Consider the following 5,191-nt stretch of genomic DNA (forward strand, 5'->3'; position numbering starts at 1 on the left):
ACGTACCACTGGTCGGTCAGCCAGGGCTCGATGACGGTGCCGGAGCGATCGCCCTTCGGCACTTTCAAGGCGTGGTCGTCGACGCTGACCAGCAGGCCGGCGGCGTCGAACGCGGCGACGATCTGCTTGCGGGCCTCGAAGCGGTCCAGGCCGGCGTATTCGCCAGGCAAGGTGCCGTCGACGCTGTCGTTCAGCGTGCCGTCGAGGTTGAACACCTGAGCGCTGGGCAGAACGTTGGCATTCTTGTCGAAGATGTTGAGCAACGGCAGGTTGTGCCGCTTGCCGACTTCGTAGTCGTTGAAATCGTGGGCCGGGGTGATCTTCACGCAGCCGGTACCGAACTCGGGGTCGCAATAATCATCGGCGATGATCGGAATGCGACGGCCTACCAAGGGCAGTTCGACGAACTTGCCGATCAATGCCTGGTAGCGCTCGTCGTTCGGGTTCACCGCGACCGCGGCGTCGCCAAGCATGGTTTCCGGACGTGTGGTGGCGACGATCAGGTAGTCGTTGCCTTCGGCGGTTTTCGCGCCGTCTGCCAGCGGGTACTTGAGGTTCCAGAGGAAACCCTTTTCATCGTGGTTTTCCACTTCCAGATCGGAGATGGCCGTGTGCAGCTTGGTGTCCCAGTTGACCAGGCGCTTGCCGCGGTAGATCAGGCCGTCTTCGTGCAGGCGCACGAAGGCTTCCTTGACCGCTTCGGACAGGCCGTCATCCATGGTGAAACGTTCGCGGCTCCAGTCGACCGACGAGCCGAGGCGACGGATCTGGCGGCTGATGTTGCCACCGGACTGGTCTTTCCATTCCCAGATCTTTTCCAGGAATTTTTCCCGGCCCAGATCATGGCGATTCAGGCCCTGGGCTTCGATCTGGCGCTCGACCAGCATCTGCGTGGCGATACCGGCGTGGTCGGTACCCGGCTGCCACAGGGTGTTGCGACCCTGCATGCGGCGGAAACGGATCAGGGCGTCCATGATCGCGTTGTTGAAGCCGTGGCCCATGTGCAGGCTGCCGGTAACGTTCGGCGGCGGGATCATGATGGTGTAGGAGTCGCCGGCACCTTGCGGGGCGAAATAGTTCTCGGCCTCCCAGGTCTGGTACCAGGAAGTTTCGATAGCGTGCGGCTGGTAGGTCTTATCCATGCGCGGCGGGACCCTATAAGGCATTTATTCAAAGAAAGCCGGGAAGTATAGCGGGGATATGGCGGCTATGGGAGGGAGGCGGGCTGCGTAGGAGCGGTCCGTGGCCGCGATGGGCGCGATTCGGTATGGCTGACGCACCGTAGCGCCTGTTTCGCGGCCGATGACCGCTCCTACGGTGGTAGGCGAACGGTCCGTGGCTGCGAAGGGCGGGTGAAGGGGATCAGGGCTGGTTCAGCAACCTTTCCATGCGGGCCTCGAGGCGGCGCTTGATTTCGGTTTCGATGTGCGGCGCGAAATCGTCGATCACATCCTGCATGATCAACTGAGCGGCGGCGCGCAGTTCGGCGTCCAGGTGCAGCAGGGTGTCCTGGCGGTTCTGTGCGGGGGTAGGGGCAACGGTTGCCGCTGCTGGCGCTTCGGCAGTGGACCCAGGTTCATCGTGCAGTTCGAACAGCAACGGCACATCCGGCTCGCTGCGAACCACGGCGTCGGTCAGCAGCGGAGGCTGGAGGGTGTCGTCGCCGAGCAGCTTGCGGATCGATTCGAGGTCGTCCAGCAGGTGTACGGATTTGGGCAAAGGCTTGGTGTTGTTGTCCATCGTGGGCTCAAAGTCGCGATAAGCGGTGGTCTTGCAGAGGATAGCCTTGTTCTCGGTAGAAGCGAAAACTCTCCCGGGCGGCCTGACGAATAGCAGGGTCTTCTACCACTATTTCAGCGATACGGGCGAACTGCCCGGCGAAGCTCGGTACGCTCAAGGCCAGGTTGATCAGCAGGTCGTCATGGCCCGCCGCCTGTGCAGCGATGCCCAACGTAACGGGCGAGTGCGGATCGTCCTCCGCCAGGCTGTGGGGGACGAAGCTCTCACCCTTGAAGCTCCACAGGCGTACATCCAGTGCCTCGCGCTGGGCAGCGTCAGTGCAATGGACGTACACCCGATGGCCCAGGCGCCAGGCTTTTTCGCCCAGTTTGCAGGCGAAGTCCAGGCGTGCGGCGGGCAGGGGCGTGGGCAGAACATAGAAGTCGACTTGGGGCATGGCGTGTTCCTGGTGCTTGAGACCGAGTCGTCCTTTTCGCGGGCAGAGCCCCGCTCCCACACAAGCATGCTTCCTGTGGGAGCGGGGCTCTGCCCGCGAAAAGGACCGACGCGGACTTGAGGCATTACACCCCGGCGCGATCCAGCAGGTACTGGGTGAGCAGAGGCACAGGACGACCGGTGGCGCCCTTGTCCTTGCCGCCGCTGACCCACGCCGTACCGGCGATGTCCAGGTGCGCCCACTCATAGGCTTTGGTGAAGCGGGACAGGAAGCAGCCGGCAGTGATCGCACCGCCCTTCGGCCCACCGATGTTGGCGATGTCGGCGAACGGGCTGTCCAGTTGCTCCTGGTACTCCTCGAACAGCGGCAGCTGCCAGCAACGATCGTCCGCCTGCTTGCCCGCTTCCAGCAATTGGCCGACCAGGGCTTCGTTGTTGCTCATCAGGCCGGTGGTATGGCCACCCAGGGCAACGACGCAGGCGCCGGTCAGGGTGGCGATGTCGATCACCGCGCGCGGGTTGAAACGCTCGGCGTAGGTCAGCGCATCGCACAGCACCAGACGGCCTTCGGCGTCGGTGTTGAGGATCTCCACAGTCTGGCCGCTCATGGTCTCGACGATGTCGCCAGGGCGTGTCGCACGGTCACTGGGCATGTTCTCGGCGCAGGCCATCAGGCACACCAGGTTGATCGGCAGTTCCAGTTCCAGCACGGCGCGCAGGGTGCCGAACACGCTGGCCGCACCGCACATGTCGTACTTCATCTCGTCCATGCCGGCCGCTGGCTTGATGCTGATGCCACCGGTGTCGAAGGTGATGCCTTTACCCACCAGCACGTACGGCTGCTCGGATTTCTTTGCGCCCTGATAGTTGAGCACGATCAGGCGTGGCGGCTGTGCGCTGCCCTGAGCGACGGCCAGGAACGCGCCCATGCCTAGTTCCTTGAGCTTCTTCTCGTCGTGGATCTCGACCTTGAGGTTCTTGTGCGCCTTGCTCAGGCTCTTGGCGGCTTCGGCCAGGAAGCTGGGGTGGCACAGGTTGGGCGGCAGATTGCCCAGGTCCTTGGTAAAGCTCATGCCGCTGGCGATGGCCTTGGCATGGGTCACGGCGCGCTCGACGTCGGCCTGGCTGGATTTCTGGGTCAGCAGGGTGATTTTCTGCAGAGCACGCGGATCGGCTTTCTTGCTCTTGAAGCGATCGAACACGTATTCGCCATCGATCAGAGTCTCTGCCAGCAGGCGGGTTCGGCCGTAGGCGTCACGACCCTTGACGGTCAGCTCGTCGAAAGCGAACACGGCATCGCTGCCGCCCAGGTTCTTCAATGCGCCATAGGCAGCGCTGGCCAGCTTGCGCCATGGGCGGTCGGCCAGTTCTTCGTCCTTGCCGCTGCCCACCAGCAGCAGGCGTTCGGCCTTGAGTGCAGGTACGCCCGGCAGCAACAGGGTCTGGCCGGCACGGCCGACGATGTCGCCACGCTTGAGTGCAGCGCTGATCAAGCCGCCGCTCAGGCTGTCGATCTTGCTGGCAATGGCGCCCAGTGCGCGCTCTTCGCCGATGGCGACGACGAGGGTCGCGGTTTTAATCGATTCGGCAGCAACGCTCTTTACAACCAATTCCATATCCAGAACCCCTGATTCTAGGTCGATGCTTGCGCAAGACGGTTCGCGCGAAAGCGTCCAGTTTGACCCCAGCCCCAGCCCCCTCGCAACCTTTGCATGGTGGTAATTGTCCATCCAATGCCGCTGTTAAGTGACAGGCACAGCCTTTCACAGGATAATGCGGCGACTTTTTTACCTGGCCCGCTCCTGCGGGCCGGCCCCTGTCCTGGCTGCTACGTTCCCCTGTCGGGCTGCCTGCGCGCGACGACCCTGGAGTGTCTGGTTTGATCGTTTTCCGTTATCTGTCCCGTGAGGTCATGATCACAATGAGCGCCGTGAGTGCGGTGCTCCTGGTGATCATCATGAGCGGGCGCTTCATCAAGTACCTGGCCCAGGCGGCGTCAGGGATCCTCGACCCCGGCGTGCTGTTCATGATCATGGGCTTCCGCCTGCCGGGTTTCCTGCAGTTGATCCTGCCGCTGGGCCTGTTTCTGGGCATCCTGCTGGCCTATGGGCGCCTGTACCTGGAAAGCGAGATGACCGTGCTTTCCGCCACAGGCATGAGCCAGCAGCGCCTGCTGGCGATCACCATGGCCCCGGCGGCGCTGGTCGCCCTGCTGGTGGCCTGGCTGAGCCTGAGCCTCGCCCCGCAAGGCGTTGCCCAGGTCGCCACGATCATCAATCAGCAGGACGCCATGACCGAGTTCGACACCCTGGTGCCGGGTCGCTTCCAGGCGTTGCGCGATGGCACCCGCGTCACCTACACCCAGAGCCTCTCGGAAAACCGCGTCGACCTCAGTGGCGTGTTCATCTCCGAGAAACGCATGTCACAGGACAAGGCGAAGGATCGTGGAATTTCCGTGCTGGTGGCCGAGAAGGGCCGCCAGGAAGTGCGTGCCGATGGCAACCGCTACCTGATTCTGGAGAACGGCTTCCGTTACGACGGCAACCCGGGCGAAGCCAACTACCGCGCCATCCAGTACGACACCTACGGCGTGCTTCTGCCCAAGCCGGACGTGAGCAGTGACATCACCGATCGCGAAGCCATCCCCACCGGCGAGCTGTGGGGCAGCAATGACCCACGGCCTCGCGCCGAACTGCAGTGGCGCCTGTCGCTGCCCATACTGGTGTTCATCGTGACTCTGATGGCAGTCCCGTTGTCGCGGGTCAACCCGCGCCAGGGCCGCTTCCTCAAATTGCTACCGGCGATCCTTCTGTACATGGCCTATCTGACCCTGCTCATCGCCGCGCGCAGCGCCATGGAAAAAGGCCGGCTGCCCGCAGCGCTTGGCATGTGGTGGGTGCACGCGCTGTTCCTGGCCATCGGCCTGCTGTTGATGTATTGGGAACCCATGAAGCTGGCCCGTGCCAGCCGCCGTGCCAAGGGGGTGACCCATGGTTAAGCTCGATCGCTACATCGG

5 protein-coding genes are annotated in these 5,191 nt (G+C 63.1%); 1 reads left to right on the forward strand and 4 read right to left on the reverse strand.

The features are described from left to right. The 4 genes from B2V21_RS02025 to B2V21_RS02040 form a co-directional block, all read right to left on the reverse strand. Window positions 1-1,142 (reverse strand): class I tRNA ligase family protein (locus B2V21_RS02025; RefSeq protein WP_286915896.1); only part of this gene is annotated, 1,142 nt, incomplete at its 3' end. Window positions 1,143-1,362: 220 nt separating this feature from the next. Continuing rightward, the gene (locus tag B2V21_RS02030; RefSeq protein WP_286915897.1) at window positions 1,363-1,740 is read right to left on the reverse strand and encodes a DNA polymerase III subunit chi; all 378 of its coding nucleotides are present in this window, start codon (window positions 1,738-1,740) and stop codon (window positions 1,363-1,365) included. A gap of 7 nt (window positions 1,741-1,747) precedes the next feature. Further along, a complete protein-coding gene (locus B2V21_RS02035) occupies window positions 1,748-2,176 on the reverse strand; it encodes a DNA polymerase III subunit chi (protein WP_286915898.1) in 429 nt (142 codons plus the stop codon). Between the two features lie 124 nt (window positions 2,177-2,300). Next, entirely contained in the window at window positions 2,301-3,791 is a 1,491-nt protein-coding gene (locus tag B2V21_RS02040) for a leucyl aminopeptidase (protein ID WP_049861829.1), read from the reverse strand. 263 nt (window positions 3,792-4,054) lie between these two features. Here B2V21_RS02040 and lptF point away from each other — a divergent pair, with 263 nt between their 5' ends. Then, a complete protein-coding gene (gene lptF, locus B2V21_RS02045) occupies window positions 4,055-5,173 on the forward strand; it encodes an LPS export ABC transporter permease LptF (protein ID WP_056844949.1) in 1,119 nt (372 codons plus the stop codon). The last annotated feature ends 18 nt before the right edge of the window (window positions 5,174-5,191 follow it).

Source organism: Pseudomonas sp. UBA6276 (assembly GCF_002438365.1).
GTDB classification, from domain to species: Bacteria; Pseudomonadota; Gammaproteobacteria; order Pseudomonadales; family Pseudomonadaceae; genus Aquipseudomonas; species Aquipseudomonas coleopterorum.

Bases quoted from the DNA above. Each gene is read 5' to 3' on its own strand.
- B2V21_RS02030 (WP_286915897.1), bottom strand. From the start codon at position 1,740: ATGGACAACAACACCAAGCCTTTGCCCAAATCCGTACACCTGCTGGAC.
- B2V21_RS02035 (WP_286915898.1), bottom strand. From the start codon at position 2,176: ATGCCCCAAGTCGACTTCTATGTTCTGCCCACGCCCCTGCCCGCCGCA.
- B2V21_RS02040 (WP_049861829.1), bottom strand. From the start codon at position 3,791: ATGGAATTGGTTGTAAAGAGCGTTGCTGCCGAATCGATTAAAACCGCG.